General features: G+C 47.7%; 15 protein-coding genes. 1 reads left to right on the top strand and 14 read right to left on the bottom strand.

The window, feature by feature from the left end:
* Window positions 1-30: 30 nt before the first annotated feature.
* From ACTTHR_RS05535 to ACTTHR_RS05510, 6 genes are all read right to left on the bottom strand, one after another.
* Window positions 31-1,890, bottom strand: a complete 1,860-nt coding sequence (locus ACTTHR_RS05535; RefSeq protein WP_442605481.1) for a 2-oxoacid:acceptor oxidoreductase subunit alpha — start codon at window positions 1,888-1,890, stop codon at window positions 31-33.
* Between the two features lie 146 nt (window positions 1,891-2,036).
* Window positions 2,037-2,504 (bottom strand): anaerobic ribonucleoside-triphosphate reductase activating protein, encoded by a 468-nt coding sequence (gene nrdG / locus ACTTHR_RS05530; RefSeq protein ID WP_442605480.1) that lies wholly within the window; start codon window positions 2,502-2,504, stop codon window positions 2,037-2,039.
* A gap of 127 nt (window positions 2,505-2,631) precedes the next feature.
* The gene (locus ACTTHR_RS05525) at window positions 2,632-5,037 is read right to left on the bottom strand and encodes an anaerobic ribonucleoside triphosphate reductase (protein ID WP_314941140.1); all 2,406 of its coding nucleotides are present in this window, start codon (window positions 5,035-5,037) and stop codon (window positions 2,632-2,634) included.
* A gap of 356 nt (window positions 5,038-5,393) precedes the next feature.
* The gene (locus tag ACTTHR_RS05520) at window positions 5,394-6,179 is read right to left on the bottom strand and encodes a TatD family hydrolase (protein WP_442605479.1); all 786 of its coding nucleotides are present in this window, start codon (window positions 6,177-6,179) and stop codon (window positions 5,394-5,396) included.
* A complete protein-coding gene (locus ACTTHR_RS05515; protein ID WP_442605478.1) occupies window positions 6,176-7,165 on the bottom strand; it encodes a polyprenyl synthetase family protein in 990 nt (329 codons plus the stop codon). The genes ACTTHR_RS05520 and ACTTHR_RS05515 overlap by 4 nt, the downstream gene beginning before the upstream one ends.
* 151 nt (window positions 7,166-7,316) lie before the next feature.
* A complete protein-coding gene (locus ACTTHR_RS05510; RefSeq protein WP_442605477.1) occupies window positions 7,317-8,021 on the bottom strand; it encodes an energy transducer TonB in 705 nt (234 codons plus the stop codon).
* Between the two features lie 264 nt (window positions 8,022-8,285).
* On the opposite strand from ACTTHR_RS05510, the gene ACTTHR_RS05505 reads away from it, so the two are divergent.
* The gene (locus ACTTHR_RS05505; RefSeq protein WP_004332523.1) at window positions 8,286-8,408 is read left to right on the top strand and encodes a hypothetical protein; all 123 of its coding nucleotides are present in this window, start codon (window positions 8,286-8,288) and stop codon (window positions 8,406-8,408) included.
* Window positions 8,409-8,411: 3 nt separating this feature from the next.
* On the opposite strand, the gene ACTTHR_RS05500 is transcribed toward ACTTHR_RS05505, so the two are convergent.
* The 8 genes from ACTTHR_RS05500 to ACTTHR_RS05465 all read right to left on the bottom strand — a co-directional run bounded on the left by ACTTHR_RS05500 (window position 8,412) and on the right by ACTTHR_RS05465 (window position 15,759).
* The gene (locus tag ACTTHR_RS05500) at window positions 8,412-8,996 is read right to left on the bottom strand and encodes an HD domain-containing protein (RefSeq protein ID WP_442605476.1); all 585 of its coding nucleotides are present in this window, start codon (window positions 8,994-8,996) and stop codon (window positions 8,412-8,414) included.
* Between the two features lie 179 nt (window positions 8,997-9,175).
* On the bottom strand, window positions 9,176-10,513 hold the full coding sequence (gene gdhA, locus ACTTHR_RS05495) for an NADP-specific glutamate dehydrogenase (RefSeq protein ID WP_314942820.1): 1,338 nt from the start codon (window positions 10,511-10,513) through the stop codon (window positions 9,176-9,178).
* A 289-nt stretch (window positions 10,514-10,802) separates the two neighbouring features.
* The gene (locus ACTTHR_RS05490) at window positions 10,803-11,609 is read right to left on the bottom strand and encodes an MBL fold metallo-hydrolase (RefSeq protein ID WP_442605475.1); all 807 of its coding nucleotides are present in this window, start codon (window positions 11,607-11,609) and stop codon (window positions 10,803-10,805) included.
* A 24-nt stretch (window positions 11,610-11,633) separates the two neighbouring features.
* The gene (locus ACTTHR_RS05485) at window positions 11,634-12,695 is read right to left on the bottom strand and encodes an asparaginase (protein WP_083797814.1); all 1,062 of its coding nucleotides are present in this window, start codon (window positions 12,693-12,695) and stop codon (window positions 11,634-11,636) included.
* A gap of 52 nt (window positions 12,696-12,747) precedes the next feature.
* Complete coding sequence (locus tag ACTTHR_RS05480; protein ID WP_442605474.1) at window positions 12,748-13,362, bottom strand: sugar O-acetyltransferase; 615 nt, start codon at window positions 13,360-13,362, stop codon at window positions 12,748-12,750.
* Window positions 13,355-14,458, bottom strand: coding sequence for a redox-regulated ATPase YchF (gene ychF / locus ACTTHR_RS05475; RefSeq protein ID WP_442605473.1), 1,104 nt, complete (start codon window positions 14,456-14,458; stop codon window positions 13,355-13,357). The genes ACTTHR_RS05480 and ychF overlap by 8 nt, the downstream gene beginning before the upstream one ends.
* 104 nt (window positions 14,459-14,562) lie before the next feature.
* Complete coding sequence (locus ACTTHR_RS05470) at window positions 14,563-15,186, bottom strand: hypothetical protein (RefSeq protein ID WP_442605472.1); 624 nt, start codon at window positions 15,184-15,186, stop codon at window positions 14,563-14,565.
* 15 nt (window positions 15,187-15,201) lie between these two features.
* Window positions 15,202-15,759, bottom strand: coding sequence for a hypothetical protein (locus ACTTHR_RS05465; protein WP_442605471.1), 558 nt, complete (start codon window positions 15,757-15,759; stop codon window positions 15,202-15,204).
* Between the last annotated feature and the right edge of the window lie 1,283 nt (window positions 15,760-17,042).

Here is a 17,042-nt window from a genome sequence, read left to right as displayed (position 1 = left end):
AACTGGAGTATTCTGATCTTGTGCCATCTCTTATGCCTCCATCATTTTAGAAAATTCTTCTACCAAGCGACCCACATTGAAAGGTTGCCCCTTAATACGATTGAATTGCATCGGAGTAAACTCGGCAATCTTACCCTTTAGGTACATGGCAAGCTGCCCATTGTTTTGCTCTGCTACCACTGCCTTCTTGTACTTGAGAAGCACTTCTCTTGTGTTAGCAGGTAGAGGGCTAATGAAGGTAAAGTGAGCATGAGCCACCTTCTTGCCTTCCTTGCGCATCTTTTCCATAGCCTCATGTAGGTGACCGTAAGTACCTCCCCAACCAACGATTAGGAAGTCTGCATCATCTACATCACCCTCAACCTTGAGAGGAGGAATTACCTTGGCGATATTATCGATCTTAGCCTGACGGTTATTCACCATGAGTTGGTGGTTGTCAGGATTGGTGCTGATGGCTCCTGTCTTATTGTCCTTTTCGAGACCTCCCAAACGGTGTTGATAGCCTTCCTGACCAGGTACTGCCCAATAGCGAACCAACGTTTCGAGATCGCGACGATAGGGTTTCCAAGGCTCTTCACCCTTGTAATTACAGATGTAATTGGGTTTGATTTCGGGGAACTTTTCGTATTCGGGAATACGCCAAGCCTGTGAACCGTTGGCCACATATGCGTCGGTAAGAAGCACTACGGGGGTCATGTGCTCAAGAGCAATCTTCGAAGCCCAGTAAGCTTGATTGAAGCAATCCCCAGACGAAGTAGCCGAAACAACTACGAGAGGAGACTCCCCATTACGGCCGTAGAGAGCCTGCAAGAGGTCGGTTTGTTCACTCTTGGTGGGCAAACCGGTAGAAGGACCACCACGCTGAACGTCTACAACAACGAGAGGAAGCTCAGCCATTACAGCGAGACCCAAAGCCTCACTCTTAAGGGCAAGACCGGGACCGGACGTTGTAGTAACAGCAAGGCTACCACCGAAAGAAGCCCCGATAGAAGTACAGATACCGGCAATTTCGTCTTCTGCCTGTACGGTTACTACACCGAGAGCCTTGTGCTTAGAAAGCTCATGAAGGATATCAGTAGCAGGAGTGATAGGGTAGCTACCGAGGAAGAGTTGGAGACCGGAGCGTTCGGCAGCAGCCATAAGACCATAAGCCGTAGCCTTGTTCCCACTCATATCCATATAGAGACCCGGTTCTTGCTTTTGCCCTTCGACATGGAAGGGAGTACCTGCAGAAGCGTGTGTATTGGCACCGTAGTTGTACCCATCGTTGAGGGCCTTGATGTTGGCCTGACGGATGAGTTCTTTTTTACCAAACTTCTTATTGATAAAGTCTACGGCGTGCTCGAGAGTGCGGTCGAATAGCCAGCAAACCAGCCCGAGAGCAAACATGTTCTTACAGCGGAGAGCGCTCTTGTTGTCTAGTTGAAGCTCTTTGAGAGACTCCTTCACCATAGACGAGATAGAGGCAGCCACCACACGATCGGGATTAAGACCAAGCTCCTTAATAGGATCCATAGTCTTGAATTCAGCCTTCTCAAGATCCTTTTCGCCGAACGAATCTGTATCAATAATGATAAGAGAATCCTTACGAATGTGCCCTAGATTTACCTTAAGGGCTGCAGGATTCATTGCAACGAGAACATCGGCAAAGTCACCCGGAGTGTACACCGGATTGGTACCAATGTGAACTTGGAAGCCCGACACACCCCCAAGCGTACCTTGGGGCGCTCTGATTTCGGCTGGATAGTCGGGAAATGTAGCAATCGAGTTGCCATAGACAGCCGAGAGGTCCGAAAAGATGGTCCCGGTAAGCTGCATACCATCCCCAGAGTCACCTGAGAAGCGGATCACAACTTCCTCAAGACGTCTTACATCTTTGGATTCCTTCATGATTGATTTAGTTTAAACTTAGAGTGGTTTGAGTATTGTATTATATCACTGCTCACCCAAGGGGGAGCCTATATTCTCTCTACTTTTTATCTTCCGTCTCTTATTCTGCGCACAAAGATAGCTCCTTTCTGACAATTAATAGGTATCTAACGGCTACGAAGATCTATAATCCGCTGATTACTACTCCCCCTGAAGGGAAGAGAGGGATCCCGCAGCTCTCGAACGAACCTCCCATCTATCAAGGTGGTAAGATACTTTAGAACGGGCGCTCTCCTTTCGTCGGCAAGCAACTCTTCGTAGGTATATCCGGTGTAACAAAGTATAGGTAAGGAGCACTCTTCGGAGAGGCGTTGTACCAATTTAAGTAGTTCTTCCGGGTTAAAGAAGGGGTCTCCTCCAGAGAGGGTTATACCGTCAAGAAGGGGATTGCTATTGATCTCATCGATAATCCCTCGTAGCACCTCCTCGCTCAATTCAATCCCCCCCAAAGGGTTATGACTCTCGGGATTATGACACCCGGGGCAATGGTGACTGCACCCTGCCAAATAGATGGCATAGCGCAGACCGGGGCCGTCGGTGATCGTCTCCTTGTATCTATTTAACAAGTGCAACATCCCTTTGTCTATAAGATTGAAAGCCGCAAACAAAGAGCGCTACCTCGGCCATAGCTGTTCCCTCCAAGGGGTGAGAGGCTAGAGCGAAGGTAGCGCGGAGATCAATTGGAGCGAGGCGGCGCAATTCTTAACAATGCTTCACGCGGTCGTGCTCCTCAGCTTGTTTAGCACTATTCCAGCACTCCAAGCTACCGGTCAGGTACCCTGTGATGCGGCGGAGACGAGCGATTTGATCGCTACTGCAGACGGGGCACTTATCAAAAATGACACCCTTATATCCACAGCGGCGGCAAGTATCCACGGGGTGATTGATAGAGCCGTAGCCTATACCCTCATCGTGCATTAGCTTGACAATTTTCAGGAGGACAGCAGGATTCTTCTTTGCCTCCCCATCCAGCTCTACATAGGTAATATGACCGCCTCCGGTGATAGCATGGAAAGGAGCTTCGAGGTGGATTTTCTCTGCAATCGTAACCTCTTCGCGCACATCTACATGGAACGAATTGACATAGTAATCTAGGTCATTCACTCCCGGAATAATGCCATAGCGTTTACGGTCGAGGCGCGTAAATCGTCCGGAAAGCCCCTCGGCCGGTGTTGCCAGTACAGAGTAGTTAAGCTCATATTTACGCTTGTACTCTCTGACGACATCGTTCATCACTTCTATAGCATCATACAGAGTTTGCCATGCCTCCTGATTGTGTGCATGCCCCTCTCCATAGATAGCAACCATCGCATTGTGGCCTCCGATAAAGCCAATCCCCAAGGTGCCTGTTGCGATTACATCCCCTACTTCATCGTTGCTTTCGAGCGTTTTTCCACCCTTCCACACATCATTACCCATCATAAAGGGGAACTGACGTGCCAAGGCGGTACGCTGGTAAGAGTAACGCTCATAAAGCTGATCGGCCACCAATTCGGACATGTCGCGCACTCTATCTAGGAAGCGACGACGAGCTTCTCTGCGTACCGTTTTCTTATCTCCATCCGGATAGCGCTCTTCGGCTTCGCGACGCGCTTCGATGGCAAGACGAGGCATATTGATCGAGGTGAACGAGAGGTTACCTCGGCCTACGGAGCTTTTTACTCCGCGAACATTCTCAAACACACGGGTACGGCACCCCATGGTCGCAAGTTCATAGAGGTAGCGTTTGGGGTCGTCGGCCTTCCAGAGGTCATTCTTATTGAAGGGTGTATCGAGGAAAACGAAGTTGGGGAAAAGAGCTTTTGCCGTGGTATAGCAACTCTCTAAGAGAAGGTCGAAGTTGGGCGTAGCGAATTGAATTTTACCGGCTAGAGCAGCATCGAAATCGGCACTCGCCTTCTCAAAATCCTCATCTGAGTAGTTAATACCATCCTTTACCTTAAAGATTTGGATCGGGAAGATAGGTACTTCGCCATGTCCTAGACCCTCCATCGTTGCCTGGAGCAACTCATGGATTACCATACGCCCCTCATCACTCGTATCGGTACCGTAGTTAATCGAGCTGAAAACCACCTGATTACCTCCACGAGAGTGCATCGTATTTAGGTTATGGATAAAGCCTTCCATGGCTTGATGCGTATCCTTGCGTGTTTGCCGATACGACTCAGCAAGAGCCACTTCCACAAAGGGAAGGTCAACCCCTGGGATCAAGTCTTTTAATCCCTCATAGAGGCGTTCTGCCTCGACCTTATCGTCAGAGAGACGCGGATGAATCTCACGGATACGATCGGCAATAGCCTTCTCGTCTACCTCGGTAGTCTCATCTCCCGACTTGAGACGGATGGAGAGAGCGAAAGTAGCCACAAGGCGTTTGATAAAAGTTTTGCGTACCCCCGGAGCCATAAAGAAGTCGAAAGCCGGGATGGCCTGCCCTCCATGTTGCTCATTTTGATTGGTTTGGAATACAATCGTAGCCAATGTGGCGTAGCTCTGTATGCTCTGTGGAGTACGAACACTGCCGTTCTTGGTAAAGAAACCACGCTCGTAGAGATCCTCGAGGTCGTACTGTACGCAAGTTGTTGTCTTGGTAGGATAATAGTCAAGGTCGTGGATATGAATATCGCCAACCTCATGAGCGCGAGAGTAGATGTTGGAAACAAGATATTTGCGTGCATAGTCTTTAGTCACCTCGGAGGCAAAAGTCATCATCTGCCCAGAGGGAGTATATGCACTCATATTGGCATTGCTCAAGTTGGTATCATTCTTCTCGATCTTGACAATACCATCCATAGTATGCTTCAAGCGCGTACGCTTATCGCGCTCCACGGTACGCCACTCACGATAGATAATATACTTCTTGGCAATAAAGGGGTCGGCTGCCATAAGAGCCTGTTCCACCATATCTTGTATATCTTCCACGGCTAGAGCACCATCTTTGTGAGCACGTGCCACGCTCTCTATACGCGCTACAATTACGTCTACACTCGAAGGATCGGGACGAACTCCACCTGCCCGATAAGCCTTGTAGATCGCCGATCGAATCTTTTCTGCTTCAAACAACTGACGACTGCCGTCACGCTTTAATATGTAGAGTTCTTCCTGTTCCATAACGCTTCGAGTTTAGTTTTCTTATTTCTAATATCCCTTGTGCTGATTGCTTGCACATCCTATACTGGGCGATTTTAATGCAAGGAGCTCTCCTCCCTTTCTCTCTGGCGAGACTTCTCACCATCCTCTTGACAAGGTCCGAGCCCTAGCGCAACCAATAATAGTCAACTCACTAAGAATCAAGAAGAGAAACACTTTTATCTTAAACCTTGCAAAGGCAAAAGTAACTATTTCAAGTGGATAAAATGATCTTTTGCATAGCGGGTTTTCCACAATCAAGAAAGCCTCTAAGAGAGAACAACTTATGATATCTTTCCGGAAAACTCACCAATAAAAAAAAGGAGAATTGGGTGATTTTAGATTTTTTCTAGGGCAAAAAGTTGGCGAGAATTAGCTGAAATTGCCTCCTCTAACTGGGCAGGAAATAATCCAAAAGCACGTGCCACTTCTGCGAGGACATTCGGAAGGAAAGAGGGCTCGTTGCGTTTACCCCGATGAGGCACCGGAGCGAGATAGGGAGCATCGGTCTCCAAAAGGAGCCGATCAAGTGGAATGCGAGCGATATACTCTCGCAGCGTGGACTTCTTGAAGGTGACTACACCATTGATCCCGATCATAAAGGAGGGAGAAAAAGCAATCAGTTCCTCCAGCTCCTCCTCACTCCCCGTAAAACTATGGAAGACCCCTCGGAGACGAGCCTCCCCTCGGTAGGCTGCCAATAAATCCAGCATCTCTCGGTGGGCACTCCGTGTGTGCAAAATAAGAGGGAGATCCTCCTCAATGGCCCATTCCACTTGGGTACGAAGCGCCTCTTCCTGCTCTCGAATGAAACTCCGATCCCAGTAGAAATCGAGCCCAACTTCCCCAATAGCCACCACCTTCGAGCGATAGTTGCGTACAGCTTCGTGTATCACCTCCAACTGGGAAGAGAAGTCCTGCCTCACAGAAGTAGGGTGCAACCCAATGGCAATAGAGGTATTGAGGGGGAAATCCTCGTGGGTTTGAAGGAGGCGTGGCAGAGACTCTACATCAATGTTGGGGAGAATAAGATGCTCCACTCCTGCCCTACAGGCACGCTCCAACACCTCCCGACGATCTTCGTCAAACTCCGGCTCAAAGATATGAGTATGCGAATCAATCATAGATCGCGCATCGCCATCTTCTGAATAAGATCGACCAAACGCTGCGAAGCCTCCGGATAGGAATTACTCATTCTTGACAAGAGATCCAAAGCCCAATCGGTCTGCTCCTGAATCTCCTTTCGGATAAGTTCGGGAATCCCATACGCATCATAGAAAGCTCGCACAGCTCGGTATTTCTCCTCTCGCTGCTCTTTGGGGATGGCAAGAGCCACCTTCACTTGCTCCCACTCACCCCTCTCACGAGCGATTTCTTGTGCCTTTATCAGCATCCAAGTCTGCTTATTCTCGGCAATATCTCCTCCTATCGGCTTACCAAATGTCGCTTCGTCTCCATACACATCGAGGTAATCGTCTCTTAGTTGGAACGCCATACCGGCATTGATACCGGCACGAATCAAATAGGAACGATCACGCATACCCGTATCGGCTATATAGGCTCCAATCTCTAGAGCTGCCGAGAGCAATACGGCTGTTTTCTTACGGATCATACACTCATACTCCGCAAGTGTTACATCCGAACGCGTCTCAAAGTCCATATCCATTTGCTGCCCCACCATTATACCCTGCGACATGCGATTGAATACTCCCATAATCGAGGGCTGGAGAGCAAGAGGATACTCTTGGATGAGCTTGTAGGCAAGAGAGAGCATGGCATCCCCCGTTAGGATAGCTTGAGCGATACCAAATTGAGCAGGCACGGAGGGTCGATTGCGACGCATCTCTGAGTGATCCATCACATCATCGTGCAAAAGTGTGAAGTTATGATAGATCTCAAGAGCCAATGCAGCCTTGATGAAATCTGCACGATCTTTGCCATACATATCTGCCACCATCAGCACAAGAAGAGGGCGCACTCGCTTACCTCCTCCCTCAAAAGCATAAGCCATGGGAGCATAGAGAGGCTCCGAGATTTGTGTGCAGCAGTCTGCGACCAAAGCCTGTAGCTCGGTCTCTATATAACTAAGGTTGTCTTGAATTGTGGTCATATTGGGGTGGAACAAAAAAAAGTCCCCTGCAAACTCCCCTATCACGGGAAACTTGCGGGGGACAACTATGTGACTAAATTTCTAAGAGAGGGGGCTTCGCTGTGACACAACAATCGGCAACAAGTTATCCGACCTCTCTTCTACACTCAAATTACTGGAGCTTGAACTGGATAGGAAGCGTATACTTCACACGTACGGGCTTACCCCCCTGCTTACCGGGTTGCCACTTATCCATTTTGTTGATAACTCGGAGGGCTTCCTTATCGAGAGATGCGTCTACCCCACGTACTACAGTGGCCTTTGAGATCGAACCATCTTTCTCTACAACGAATTGGACAATCACCTTACCCTGTACGCCGTTCTCTGCGGCAATTTCTGGATATTGAAGGGTGCGAGCAATCCACTTGAGGAGAGCTTCTTGGCTACCACCGGGAGGCACAGGGTTACTTTCTACGAATTCGAAGATTTGCTCTTCCTGCTCCACTTCCTGAGGGGGAGCTTGCGTAATAACGGGTGCGGGGGGAAGGGGCTTCTTTTCGTCCACGGATACGAGGGCAATCTTAGCTACCTCCTTACTATTATCCACAACCTTAAACTCTTCCGGTAGGGCAACCTCAACGGTTTCTACCGGTGTTTCTTCGGGCGGAGTCTCAGGCTGCTGCTGTTGGTCAGGGATGAACATAACATCCTCCATGTCGGCAATATCGACCTTATCGGTACTGTCATCGCCCATAGCATCTAAAGAGTGCCACTCAAGAGCGACGAACACCACGGAGAGGGCTAATACCAAACCCATCAAGAAAGAAAGGCTCTTCCCTTTCTCCAAGTTTGCCTTTGGCGATTTCTTTACTTCCATACTATAATCGTATTACTAATTGCGATACTCTGTTGCTTGCCCGACAAAAATACGAAGATTTTTCTATCCACACGTACTTTTGCCCCTCAAGAGCATAATTTTTATTTTTGAAGGTCCCCTCTCTTTAGACTAAGAAGCAAAAAAGAAGGGACAATAAACAGGAGTCCCTTCTCGTTTTAGAACTAAAAGGCCCTCCCTCGCTAAAAGACTTGGAGAGAGGACTTAGGATACAGATTACAAGCTCTATAAGAAAGGAAATTGCCTATGGACTACGACTACCTCTTAGTAGATAAAATCAAAGAGGACCTTGGCGCCTCCCCCACCCAAAGCCTAAAACATCGTACCATAGTAGCATTACTCAAGTGGTATGCTCGTCTCCCCCGATAGTGATTAGGCGGGATCTCCAAACATCTGATGCATAGCCTCAAGGCGTGCAATAGCCCCGGCCGCAAGTCGGGGCGCTCTTTTTTGCCAAAAAGCCTCCATCTTTGTACGCACCTCTTTGTAGCTCTTCCGGCGATCGAGGTGCGTCTTTGAGTAAAAGCAATCTGCATAGCAAACCAACTTCTCCTCTAGGGTCTCAGGGAGGTAACTTCGCCCGACAGGCAAAGGCAAACGGAGGGCAGTACGCTCCTCTTCGCTTACTCCGGAGCCCGTATGACGCTCACACACTCGGGCATGCGTTTCTAACCCCCAATCTCTTCTCAACAGACTCGCTCCCAAATAGCCATGGCGGATGTAAGGCTCTCTCCCATAGCAAGAGATAGTCGTTGCATCTGTATAAATGATGCCGATATCATGCAACATCGCCGCTTGATAAAGCAACTCCCGATCAATACTTGCATCCGAATAACGATCTGCCAACGCCAGAGCTAGGCGAGCAACGCATTCACTATGCTCCACCAGAATGTGATACGCCGTCGTTCCGGGGTGATAATAATGAGCAATAATCTGGTAGGGATCTAGTTCAGTCATAAGGAGAAAAGAAGAAAAAGCAATCTATAATAAAAAGGACTCCCCCCTCATCTTCCTCTTATACGTACTCTCACTGAGAGAGAATAAGAGGAGACGAGAGGGAAGCTATTCTTTTACATCTGCACGCTAAGAGCGACTAGTCTCTTCTAGTGCAAATAGTATGTAGGCAGGTCTATTTATCAGCAAATGCCTTGACCAACCATTGCCTTAGCCACCTTCATGAAGCCGGCAATGTTTGCGCCCTTAACGTAGTTGATGTAGTTACCTTCGCGACCATACTCAACACATTGTGTGTGGATGTCTTGCATGATCTGGTGGAGCCACTTATCAACTTCTTCGTTGCTCCAAGAGAGGTGAGCTGCGTTCTGAGTCATTTCGAGACCAGAACAAGATACACCACCGGCATTTACAGCCTTACCAGGAGCGAAGATTACCTTCTTAGCAACATAGTATTCACTAGCTTCTGCGGTACAACCCATGTTAGAAGTTTCAGCAACGAGCGTTACGCCGTTAGCAACGAGTGCCTTTGCATCTTCTTCGTTCATTTCGTTTTGTGTAGCACAAGGCATTGCGAAGTCTACCTTTTGGATCCAAGGCTTCTTGCCAGCGAAGAACTGTGCATTGGGGAACTTCTTAACGTAGTCAGCAACAACGTCGTTACCGCTAGCACGAAGGTCGAGCATGCATTGGAACTTTTCTTCTGTATTGATACCATCGGGGTCGTAAACATAACCGTCAGGACCAGAGATAGTAACAACCTTGATACCAAGCTCAGTAGCCTTACGAGCTACACCCCAAGATACGTTACCGAATCCGGAGATAGCAAGTGTCTTGCCCTTATAGTCGATACCATTTTCCTTACACATGTTTTGTACAAAGTAAACAGCACCAAAGCCTGTAGACTCGGGACGAAGACGTGAACCACCGAATTCGAAGCCCTTACCGGTCATCGTACCTGTGTGCTCACGAGCGAGTTTCTTGTACATACCAAACATGTAACCAACTTCGCGACCACCTACACCGATGTCACCAGCGGGGATGTCGGTATCGGGGCCAATGTTGCGCCACAATTCGGTCATGAAGCTTTGGCAGAAACGCATGATTTCAGCGTCGGTACGACCCTTAGGAGAGAAGTCAGAACCTCCCTTACCACCACCCATAGGAAGTGTAGTAAGAGCGTTTTTGAATGTCTGCTCAAAACCGAGGAACTTCAAGATTGAGAGGTTCACGGTGTGATGGAAACGGAGACCACCCTTGTACGGGCCAATTGCGTTGTTGAATTGTACGCGGTAACCGATATTTACATGTACCTTACCGGCGTCGTCTGTCCAGGGCACACGGAACGTGAAAATACGGTCTGGCTCAACGATACGTTCGATGATGCCATACTTTTCGAATTCGGGATGTTGATTGTACACATCCTCGATAGAGAGGAGAACCTCTTTAACTGCTTGGAGGAATTCTTTTTCGCCCGGGTGCTTAGCCTCCAATTGGGCGAGAATCTCATTTGTCTTCATAGCAAACAAAATAATAATGAAGTTTCTGCCGACAAAGATAGGCATATTATCCACACAAAGCAACTCAGGAATAGGAGAAAATCACCCCCGAATCGTTTTTCGACAACGCACCAAGAGGAGTCTCAACAACCACAAAGCGCACTCGAAGGGGAGAAAGGAAACACTGAGACATAAAAAGTGCAAATAAAACACCAAATAGATACTATTGCGCCATCAATCTCAGCACATAGAGATGTGAAAAATCTCTCAAAAGACAGAAGAAAAGGATGAAAGAGAAGCCCATTTTGCCTTAATCGGCAAGAGTGTATAGAGCACTCGGGGTAGAGCGTTTAAGTGGCTCCAAAACGAAATGGGAAAGAGGGATGATTCCACGGCGGAACAAAACGTCCTCAAAAGTCTTACGACAAAGCTCGGGATGATTGTTCTCCCGACTCAAATGACAAAGCCAAACACGCTCTAGCTCAGGATGGTAAATGTCGCACAAAAACTCCGCACTTTCTATATTACTAAGGTGTCCGCTCCCTCCGGCTACACGCTCTTTGAGGTATTGAGGGTAACGCCCTTTCCAGAGCATTTCGGGGTCATAGTTCGCCTCAAGAATCAGGTGCCGAGCCAATGCCGCATAACGATGTACTTCTGCAGTAACATGCCCCACATCGGTAGCCAGCGTGAGGGAGAAATCGCCTCGCCGGAAGTAATAGCCCACATTTTCTGTACTATCGTGCGGCACATTAAAAGGTACTATTTCAAATCCTGCCAAGCAAAAAGCCTCGCCTACCTCCACAGTCGGACGAGGCAATCCCTCCATCTTTTTGTAGTAACGAAGGGAATCTATTGCCTGCTGAATCGTCCCCGTCGTATAAACAGGGAGATGATACTGCAAGGCCAAGGCACTAAGCCCTTTAATATGATCGGCATGCTCGTGGGTGACCAAAACCCCCATGATATGCCCCTCTATAGGGATCCCCTGAAAGGCCAACGCCCGAGCGATGGTACGGGTCGGAATACCGGCATCTATGAGCAAGCCTCCCTCCCCTGAGGAGAGATAGTAACAGTTGCCACTGCTACCACTGGCAAGACACATAAACTGCACCATCTGCAAGAATCCCTAGAGTCAGTTTCAGTTTTGGGTGAGTTCTCCACAGATCGATAGCTGCATCTCTACCCCCACCTCTTGAGGAGAAAGCCCCTTACCTAGGAGGTACATCAACTTTGTAATGGCACTCTCCGTGGTCATATCAAAACCCGAAACAACCCCTACTTGCCCAAGACGAATCCCCGTATCATAGCGCCCCATTTCCACCTTTCCGGATTCGCATTGCGTAACGTTTACAATCACAATCCCTCGCTTTACTGCATCAGCCAATGCCTCAATAAACCAGTCGTCTGTGGGGGCATTACCGCTACCATAGGTCTCAAGCACTACGCCTCGCAACGTAGGGATGGAGAGCACAGCCTGCACCACTTCCGGAGTAATGCCGGGGAATATCTTGAGCACGCACACATGGGGATCAATACGAGTAGAAACCTCTAAATCAGCCTTTTCACCCTCGGGTGTGCGATAGATATGCTTTTCGTTATAGCGAATATGAATACCTGCGTACGCCAAATGGGGATAATTGTTACTAGCAAAAGCCTCAAACTGATCGGCACTACATTTGATTGTTCGATTGGCTCTGAGGAGATATTTGTCAAAGAAAATGCACACTTCAGGTACCATGGCTCGCCCATCAGCCTGACGTTCTGCAGCAATTTGCAAGGCTGTTATTAAATTTTCCTTACCATCGGTACGCAGACGCCCCACAGGTAACTGACTTCCGGTAAATACCACCGGTTTGGCAATTCCTCTAAGCAAAAAACTCAACGCCGAAGCGGTATACGCCATGGTATCAGTGCCGTGTAGCACCACAAATCCATCGTACTTATCGTAATTCTCCCCGATAGTATGAGCAAGGCGAATCCACAGATCCACCGTAATCGCAGCAGAATCAATGGGGGGATCGAATTGAATGGAAGAGATCTCGAACCCCAGTCGCTGTAGTTCAGGGATATGGTCTTGTAGATATGTAAAGTTAAATGCGCGAAGTGCCCCCGTAGCAGGGTCTTCGATCATGCCAATGGTGCCTCCCGTATATATGAGTAAGACGCGAGGAGTGGTAGCAGTAGGTGCAACTTTTTCCATCAGATAGTATTGTGTACAAGTATAACGCTTGCAAAGGTAATGCAAAATCGTGCTACTCCTCCCCTATTCTCCGAATAATCTGCGCAGGGCATCCTGCAACAATCGTACGGGGAGGCACGCTACGAACTACCACGCTACCTGCAGCCACAATACTTCCTCTACCGATAGTCACTCCCGAAAGGATGGAAGCTCCCGCCCCGATCCACACATCATCTTCTACCACAATGGGGTAGGCATATTCCCCTCCTTTAGCCCGTTCCTCCGGTTCTATGGGGTGCTGCGGAGTGTAAAATCCTACGCGAGGAGCGACAAGTACTCGACTGCCAATTGTGATGGTAGCAGAGTCTAAAAAGATTACATCGGCATTGATAAATGTATCCTCTCCAATAGAAATGTGAATGCCATAATCCACAAAAATAGGAGCAATGAGCCGACTTCCCCTACCAATGTGAGCGAAAAGCTCCTGCGCAATCTCCGCATGCTCCCGCTCATTCTCGGGAGTGAGGGGCAATTGATTGTATCTGTGGCACAAAGAACGTGCCCGATAGTAAACATCCCGAAGCCAAGGATCTTGGGAGGCAGAAAAGAGCTGCCCACCCAAAGCTCGCTGCTCGGCTTCGCTCTGAGCTATACCGAATTGGTGATAAACATCCTTTCCCTCAGACATTGAAGCGGAAATGCATTATATCACCATCTTGTACGACATATTCCTTCCCTTCCACACTCATCTTACCAGCCTCTTTTACGGCAGTTTCACTCCCCAAGGCAATGTAATCGTCATACTTAATCACCTCGGCTCGGATAAAACCTTTCTCAAAATCGGTGTGAATAATGCCTGCACATTGAGGGGCTTTACTCCCCTTCACGAAAGTCCAAGCACGGGTTTCGTCGGCTCCGGAGGTGAAGTAAGTCTCCAAGTTCAGAAGAGCGTAAGCAGCTCGGATAAGACGATTCACACCGCTCTCTTCCAAGCCTATTTCTTCCAAAAACATTTGTCTCTCTTCGTAGGTCTCCAGTTCGGCGATCTCGCTTTCGATCTTGGCGGCCACGATAAGAATACCGGCACCCTCACTGGCGACAGCCTCACGCACCTGCTCTACATAAGCATTCCCATTTACAGCAGAGGCTTCGTCTACATTACAAACATAGAGCACAGGTTTTGCCGTTAGGAGGAAAAGGTCGTGTGCCGCCTCTTGCTCCTCTTTCTTCTCGAAGTGCACAGTGCGAGCATTTAAGCCCTTCTCTAGTGCCTCTTTGTAGGCTTGCAATACCGAAACGACCAGTGCTGCTTGCTTATCGCCACCGGTCTTCGCCTGCTTCTCAAGCTTGGCCAAACGGCTCTCCACCGTCTCCAAATCCTTGAGCTGCAACTCGGTATCGATAATCTCCTTATCTCTTAGAGGATTTATCGAGCCATCTACATGGGTAATATTATCGTCGTCAAAACAACGCAACACATGCAGGATAGCATCTGTCTCTCGGATATTCCCTAAGAACTTATTCCCCAGACCTTCGCCTTTGCTTGCTCCTTTTACGAGACCGGCAATATCCACAATCTCCACCGTGGCTGGGATCAAACGCTTGGGATGATCGATCTCGGCGAGCGCGTTGAGGCGCTCATCGGGCACCGTGATAACGCCCACATTGGGCTCTATTGTACAGAATGGAAAGTTGGCAGATTGTGCCTTGGCATTAGAAAGACAATTGAAAAGGGTAGACTTACCGACGTTGGGCAGCCCAACGATTCCGCATTGTAGTGACATTCGTTATTGTATTAATCGCACTCTTATTGACTACAAAGGTACTGCCATTCCGCCAAATACCGACCCACCCCTCCAAGGGGAAAGTAGTCTCTATGCCTTGAAAACTACTGCCGACTATTTTTTACTTCTTCTAAAGCCAGCTGACAGGCTATATACTCCGAACTTTCCATATCGTATTGGGCAAGTACATGCTCTATTTCTGGATCAAAGAAGAAGATATTCTTCCCCAAAAGCACTTGTCCTGCATTATTTTTTGCTCGATAGGAATGTACAGCTTTATAGCCGATGAATTCAGAAGGGCTCTCCAACATCTTTTTCAATTTAGCAGCCTTATTCATCATTATATCCGTAAGCGTTTTCTCTCTGGCTACGGACTTTTCGTACTCTCTCCGGGCTTCTTCATATTCATTCTTCACAAATTGACTCTCCCCAAGAGAAGAATATGATTCTGACCATATGGACATACTTGATTTGGCATGTTTTATATCAAGTTTCACCTCCTCCAATTCCTCTGAATATTGAAAAAAGTCAAACATTCTCTCGAAAAGTTCTGGATTATCAAAAGGGGCAAATGCACTATCCAATTGCATTTCCACAGGCTCGTAACTATCAGCGATAAAAAGAGTCTTTTTCATCTCTTTCTTGATAAGTCTATTTGCTTTGTCCTCATTAGAGGAGCATGATACAAGTAGTACCAACAGCAATGCAAGAACTGAGACCTTCTTCATACTATTTATTCCTCCTTATAAATCTTCTCCATTCGCCTCATTAAATCCATTCTCGTAGTATATTACAATTGAGTATTCACCTGAATACCTTTCTGTCCTCCGAAGAAAAGTAACCCAAACTACCCTTTTAAGAGAATCTTCGTCTATTGGTAATTGGATATAAACAGCTTGATATTTCTTCTTATGTACAACCAGCTCGTAGGAGAGATCTTTACTCTCCGGTAGGGTATCTACTGATAGAGGTAGGTATTTAGGATTACGCTCAAATTGCTCGCAGAGCTTCTCGTACCTTGTCTTAATCTGAGATTCATCAAACGAGTGCTTCTCACCTACACAAAGTCTCCACACTTTACCATTCTGAGTATGAACAAAAATCCGAACTTCAGCCCCATTAAACTCTCCTTCTAGGCAATCTAGCCTTTGATTGTACACAAAGCCTTTAGTTTTCAAATTTTGAATCATTGCAGACTTAGTTCCTTCCACGGGAATACCCAAAAACTTCGTAACATTGCTCTGTGCGTATACAGCTAAAGATACAGTAAGCAATAACAATAGCAGTAAAATCCTTTTCATTCGTTCTTATATGTTTCTAGTTCCTTATTTACAAATGTAAAATCCCGAAAAAGCACAGACTTTCGCCATATGCCTCTCGGATCCCTCAAACCACCATCAAAAACGAGAAAGCTATGCCCATATCCGAGCGCAATTCCAATATTGATTATTGATGATCGTCCCTTTTGCACTGGCGATTGCGAAGCTATCGAGCAAATACGTCTCACATCCCTCGAGGGAAATACAATTGAAAGGTATACATTTCTTCAAAATTAGAGAAAGAAAGAGTAAAACACAATATATTGCAACTTCCTCTAAAAACGCCTTACGCTATGGCTCTATCAAAGAAGGTGAAATTCATTTCGGGATAGAGCTAAAACTCTGAAGGGATGAGGGCAAGATTCTTCGAGAAACCACGCAATACACAGAGGCGTTTTCAGCCTACTCCCTCCGCCTAATTGGCTGACAGCAATCGAAGAAGTCGCTGCGAAGCTAGGAAAGGGACGGGGGCATGCCCCCTCTAGACATGCTCTCCTCTTAGTTAGCCATGGAGGGAAAAGTTTGCCGAGACTCCCTTAGCCTAGATCCTCCTTCACCTCATCCCTCATCCTTGTCCGGTCCACACACCGAATAGTTTTGCTACTTTTGTAGTGAGGATTAACCGGGTAATGCCGCTATTCTTCGTCCGCGGGGGCTAACACGTTTCTGTAATGTGTTAGCCTCCCGTCTTTTTAGGGATCATAGAGGTATGTTTGAAACCTGCCATTTTCTACGGTAACCACAAAAAAAAGAGAACTAAATAATCGCAAGTCCGTGGTTTAAAAACTCCCACGGGGCGATTAAATAGCCCTCTTTCACTACAAAGATAAGAGAAAAACGCAATTCGCTTACTCTTCCCAATTTAGTCACAACGCCTTCTTCGAGCTAAGCCTCCCCTTAAAGCGACTACCCTCAAAGTCCCCTAAGCTTAACGACAGCCCCGAACGAGTCCTACGAGAGGTCACTTAATCAGGGTTTCATGAACAAGATATTCTTGAAAGCCCATGAGTTCTCCTTGTCGGGGTAATGGAGAGGTCTCTAAAGCCCTACATTGGACGGAGAAGAACCGAGCCAAAGGGGACTAAAGGCTCCTCCAGGAAGGCTCCAAAACGCGAAAGGGACCTCCCCGCTCGACAATCCTCTCTCTACGCCTCTCTCTAGCTCCGGAGAAACTCCCCTTCTAACAAAAAAGAGAACCCCCAAGCATACTTGCTCAAGGGTTCTCCCTTCGAAAACGGCGGCTACCTACTCTCCCACTTTTACGC

Source organism: Porphyromonas endodontalis, assembly GCF_052173515.1.
Lineage (GTDB): Bacteria > Bacteroidota > Bacteroidia > Bacteroidales > Porphyromonadaceae > Porphyromonas > Porphyromonas endodontalis_A.
The sequence above is the reverse complement of the archived record's forward strand: the minus strand, read 5'-3'. Positions and strand labels throughout refer to the sequence as shown.

What these genes read in the sequence shown, in the direction of transcription:
- ACTTHR_RS05510 (WP_442605477.1), bottom strand. Translation starts at nt 8,021, where the DNA reads ATGGAAGTAAAGAAATCGCCAAAGGCAAACTTGGAGAAAGGGAAGAGC.
- ACTTHR_RS05480 (WP_442605474.1), bottom strand. Translation starts at nt 13,362, where the DNA reads ATGTCTGAGGGAAAGGATGTTTATCACCAATTCGGTATAGCTCAGAGC.
- ACTTHR_RS05525 (WP_314941140.1), bottom strand. Translation starts at nt 5,037, where the DNA reads ATGGAACAGGAAGAACTCTACATATTAAAGCGTGACGGCAGTCGTCAG.
- ACTTHR_RS05470 (WP_442605472.1), bottom strand. Translation starts at nt 15,186, where the DNA reads ATGAAGAAGGTCTCAGTTCTTGCATTGCTGTTGGTACTACTTGTATCA.
- ACTTHR_RS05485 (WP_083797814.1), bottom strand. Translation starts at nt 12,695, where the DNA reads ATGGAAAAAGTTGCACCTACTGCTACCACTCCTCGCGTCTTACTCATA.
- ychF (WP_442605473.1), bottom strand. Translation starts at nt 14,458, where the DNA reads ATGTCACTACAATGCGGAATCGTTGGGCTGCCCAACGTCGGTAAGTCT.
- gdhA (WP_314942820.1), bottom strand. Translation starts at nt 10,513, where the DNA reads ATGAAGACAAATGAGATTCTCGCCCAATTGGAGGCTAAGCACCCGGGC.
- ACTTHR_RS05490 (WP_442605475.1), bottom strand. Translation starts at nt 11,609, where the DNA reads ATGGTGCAGTTTATGTGTCTTGCCAGTGGTAGCAGTGGCAACTGTTAC.
- ACTTHR_RS05515 (WP_442605478.1), bottom strand. Translation starts at nt 7,165, where the DNA reads ATGACCACAATTCAAGACAACCTTAGTTATATAGAGACCGAGCTACAG.
- ACTTHR_RS05535 (WP_442605481.1), bottom strand. Translation starts at nt 1,890, where the DNA reads ATGAAGGAATCCAAAGATGTAAGACGTCTTGAGGAAGTTGTGATCCGC.
- ACTTHR_RS05465 (WP_442605471.1), bottom strand. Translation starts at nt 15,759, where the DNA reads ATGAAAAGGATTTTACTGCTATTGTTATTGCTTACTGTATCTTTAGCT.
- ACTTHR_RS05500 (WP_442605476.1), bottom strand. Translation starts at nt 8,996, where the DNA reads ATGACTGAACTAGATCCCTACCAGATTATTGCTCATTATTATCACCCC.
- nrdG (WP_442605480.1), bottom strand. Translation starts at nt 2,504, where the DNA reads ATGTTGCACTTGTTAAATAGATACAAGGAGACGATCACCGACGGCCCC.
- ACTTHR_RS05520 (WP_442605479.1), bottom strand. Translation starts at nt 6,179, where the DNA reads ATGATTGATTCGCATACTCATATCTTTGAGCCGGAGTTTGACGAAGAT.
- ACTTHR_RS05505 (WP_004332523.1), top strand. Translation starts at nt 8,286, where the DNA reads ATGGACTACGACTACCTCTTAGTAGATAAAATCAAAGAGGACCTTGGC.